2 pseudogenes are annotated in these 4,386 nt (G+C 70.0%); both read right to left on the bottom strand.

Annotated features, from left to right (window positions below):
- Positions 1-101 precede the first annotated feature (101 nt).
- Positions 102-2,792 (bottom strand): annotated as a pseudogene (locus G3O00_RS40400) (UvrD-helicase domain-containing protein); the annotation flags it as partial.
- A pseudogene (locus G3O00_RS40395) lies at positions 2,789-4,291 on the bottom strand (exodeoxyribonuclease V subunit gamma); the annotation flags it as partial. The pseudogenes G3O00_RS40395 and G3O00_RS40400, both read right to left, overlap by 4 nt.
- Between the last annotated feature and the right edge of the window lie 95 nt (positions 4,292-4,386).

Raw genomic sequence — 4,386 nt, 5'->3', positions numbered from 1 at the left:
GTCTCTTTTCTCTTGTTTTTTTTTTTTTTTTATTGATCCGGCGACCACCGAGACCTACCCAGTATCTTACACTCTTCCCCTCCACGACGCTCTTCCGATCTGCCCGCAAGCGCCTGCCACGCCGTATCGAGCGCGGCTTCGTCGGGCGGCTCGTCGAGCCATGCATCGAATGACTGTCCGGCGCCGGCCACGAGCCAGTTGAGCACGCTGCGCCGCGCTTCGCGCGTCGAGCGCGACGACAGGTACGGCCCGGCGACGACGTAGCAACGATAGACCGCACGCGTGAGCGCCACGTAGACGAGCCGCGCGCGCTCCGCGGCCTGCTCGCGCAGCGCCTGCCGCGCCGCATGCTCGGCCGCCTCGTCGTCGCACCCGTAATGCAGCACCGCGTCGCCCGCATCGTCGTGATACTCGCGCGCATCGGGCAGCGCGGACGCGGGCGGCTCGCGCAACCCGCCGTCGTTCAGGAACGGACAGAACACGATCGCGTATTCGAGACCTTTCGACTTGTGCACGGTGACGATCTGCACGAGGTTGCGATCGGATTCGAGACGCAGTTGCGCTTCCTCGCCACCGCCGTCGAGCCGTTGCGCGGCGAGCCAGCGCAGCGTCGGTGCGATGCCCGGTTGCGCGGACGCGCGCGCCTGCGTCAGTTCGGCCAGATGGTTGATGTCGGTCACGCGACGCTCGCCGTCCGCGCCGGCCATCAGGCGCTCGGCAATCCGCAGCTCACGCGTGAACGTGCGCCACATCACCGCAAAGCCGCGTTCGCGCCACAACAACCGATACCGAGAAAAGCGCTCGACCCAGCTCATAGCGTCGGCGCTATCCGCCGCCGATGCGTCACGTTGCGCATCACCGTCGCCCTGCTCCATCCGCCACAGCGCGCCGGCATCGAGGCCGAACCAGTCGGATGCGAGCGCCGCACGCAAACGCCGAAGGTCGCCCGGTGCATCGATCGCCGCCAGCACGCGTTCGAGCTGCTCGGCGTCATGGGTCGAGAACACCGAGGCCTGCGCCAGTTCAACGCTGCCGATGCCCCACGTGGACAGCACGCGCTTCACGAGACTGCCCTGCCGGTGCGTCTGGACCAGCACCGCGATGTCGCCCGGCGACAGCGGCGTATCGCCGAGCCGCACGCGCCCTTCGCGCGCGCCGCGCATCAGCCGCGCGATCTCGGCGGCACAGGCCTGCGCGGCCTGTGCCTGCGCATCGCGCTTGAGCAACGTGCCTTCGCCGCCCGGCAATGCCCACACCCGGAAGTCGCCGGCCGGGCCCGGATCGGTTGCGTCGACGAACGGCGCGCGCACGCGCGTGCCCGCGCGCACCGCGTAATAGTCGAGCCCGTCGAGCACGAACGCGCGCGGATTCGACATGAAGAAGCGGTTGCACGCATCGACGATCGCGGGCGTCGAACGCTGGTTGACCGCGAGCGTGTAGCGCTCGCTCGCCCGTGCGCGCGCGGCAAGATAGGTATGCAGATCGGCCGCGCGGAAGCTGTAGATCGCCTGCTTCGGATCGCCGACCAGAAACAGCGGGCCACCCGGCGCGAAGATCCGGTCGAAGATCGCGAATTGCAGCGGGTCGGTATCCTGGAACTCGTCGATCAGCGCGGCCGGATAGCGCGCGCGCAGCGTCTCGGCGAGCCACGGATGCGCATGCAGCGCGTGGTACAGGTTCGCGAGCAGATCGTCGAACGAGACGACGCGCCGCGTGCGCTTGCGCTCGGCCAGCTCGCCCGGCGCCATGTCGAGCCATTCGGCGATCAGCGCGAGCCAGCGCGCACGCTGCGCGGCCTCGGCCGCGGCCACGGCCGCTTCGAGCGCGTCGGCCACGTCGAAGAACGCGTGTTCGGGCGTCGTGCCGCCTTTTTTCGTGGCCTTCACGAGCGCGGTGCGCGTGAGCTTCAGCGCAGCCTTCGGCAGCGCAGCCGTCGCGTCGCCCTGCGCGAAATGCGCGGTCCATGCGGCCAACGCATCGGCGACCGCGTCAGGTTTGTGCGAGCGCTGGTTGAGCGCGGGCTGCGCGGTGCGCAGCAACGCTTCGATCGCTTCGCGCTCGGCCGCCCACATCCGCTCGGCCTCGGCGAAGCATTCGGCAGCCGCCGCCTCGGCCGATTCGTCCGGCTCGGTCACGCCGTCCCAGCGCAGCGCGGCAAGCGGCTTCTTGAGCCGGCGCGCAAGCTGCGCATCGAGCGCAGCCGGGCCGGCGCCCGATTCGACGAGCCAGGTCGCAAAGCCCGGCCAGCGCGCGGCCGCCGGTTCGACGCGCGTGCGCCAGAAATCCGCCGCCAGTTCGAAGCGCAGCGACGCGTCGTCGGCCTCCATGTCGAACGCGAACGGCATCGCCGCCGCGAACGGCGCTTCCTGCAGCGCACGCTGGCAAAACGCGTGAATCGTGTGGATCGCGGCCTGGTCGAACGCACGCAGCGCGCGCCGGATCCGCTTCGCGGCCGTCTCGGGGTCGAGCGCGCCGTCTTCGCCGAGCGTGGTTTCGAGCAGACGCTCGATGAACGGATCGCCGCCGTCGTCCCCCGTGTCGAGCGCATGCGCAAGCTGCGCGAGCCGGCCGCGAATCCGCTCGTGGAGTTCGGCGGTCGCCGCCTTCGTGAAGGTCACGACGAGGATTTCGTCCGCACCGAGATCCTTCTCCAGCAGCAGGCGCACATACAGCGCACAGATGTTCCAGGTCTTGCCGGTACCGGCCGACGCCTCGATCTGGTTGACGCCGTCGAGCGGGCACGCGAACACGTCGAGTTCGAGCGCCTGCTGCGGCTGCGACACGGCACTCATGCAACCTCCTTCAGATGCTCGACGAGCGGATCGAACACGAGCCGCGCGAGCGTGCCGAACGGCTCGTCGAGCGATGCATGCGCCCCGCGCCACGCGATCGCGATGGCCGGATCGTCAGCCTCGCTCACGACCCGCTCGTTGATCCAGACGCTCGCGGCCTTGGCTTCGCCGTCGGACACCCGCGCCCACGCGCTGCGCGGGAAAAACCGCAGCGGCATGCGCCGCCCCGCGCGAAACAGCGCGGCCAGCGGAGCGAGCTGCTCGAGCGGCGCCGCGACGGGCGTCAGCTCGAATGCACCGCCGCTGCCGAACCACAGCGTGCGGCGCGGGCCGCCAGGATCCACCGCGCAGTAGACGAGATGCGCGAGCCACGCGGACAGGTAGTCGCGCGCACTCGGCCGCGCATAGCGGTAGATGATCTGCCCGGCTGGCGTGAGCCGGTTCAGCGTGCCGTGCAGTTCGAGCGGCGCGCTCACCGCGTCGCCCGACAGCAGCGCGTCGTCGGCGCCGAACAGCGCCTGTTCCGTGTCGGGCCAGGCGGGCACGACGGTGAGCGAGAACGGCCGCCGCTCCATCCCGTCGGCCAGCGCGCGGCGCACGTTCGATGCGAGCTGCGTCATCGAGCCAAGCGCCTGGTCGCGCCACACGGCGCCCGTCGCGCCGCCCGGCAGTTCGGGGCTCGCGTCCGCAATGCGCAGCGCGTGATCGTGCACGCCGCCCTCGTCCGATTCGATCAGCAACGGCAGCACGCGCTCGGCGAGCGCATCGCTGCCGGCGAAATCGAGCGCGAACGGCTCGGTGTCGAGCAGTTCGGCCTGCGCGTCGGCGAGCACGATGCCGAGCCGCGCGCGCAGCAGCGCACGCGCGGGATGCCGCCAGAAGCGTTCGAATTCGCTGAATGCGACCGGCTCGACCGGTTCGGCCGGCAGCGGCTGCGCGAAGAACGGCAGCTCGCGCGGCCCGTCGCGCGATGCCTCGGACGCCAGCAGCGTCGCGAGCGTCGCACGTTCGGCGTCGTAGGAAACGAGTGCGCTGCCGGGCTGGAAATACGCGGCCGCGAACGGTTGCAGCGGATGCTCCACGACGAATGCGCGCCGCGCGGCATCGACCGCGTCCGGCGGCGCGTCGGGCCCGGCCGTGACGAGTGCGAGGTGGTCGAGCAGTTCGTCGACGAGTGCGGCGGGCGGCAGCGGCGCGTTATCGCGAATGCTGCGGCCCGTGTACGCAATCATCAACCGGTCGCGCGCAGCGAGCAGCAGGTCGAGAAACAGGTTGCGCTCGTCGTCGCGGCGCTGCCGGTCGCCAAGCTTCGGCAACACGGCCATCAGGTCGAATTCATCGGCGCGCGCGAGGCTCGGCAGCACGCCATCGTCCATCCCGAGCAGGCAGACGACGCGATACGGCAGGCCGCGCAGGCTCGTCAGCGACGAGAACGTGACCCCGCCCCACGGCACGCCGCCGCGCGCCGGATCGTCGAGCGCGGCGGCCAGCCCAGATCGGAAGAGCGTAGGGGAGGGGAAGAGGGTAAGATACTGTGTAGATCTCGGGGGTCGGCGGAGCCTTTAAAAAAAAAAAGACACGACTGACAGAGACA

This window comes from Burkholderia sp. Ac-20384 (genome assembly GCF_017104605.1).
GTDB lineage: Bacteria > Pseudomonadota > Gammaproteobacteria > Burkholderiales > Burkholderiaceae > Burkholderia > Burkholderia lata.
This window is presented reverse-complemented; position numbering and strand designations above follow the sequence as displayed.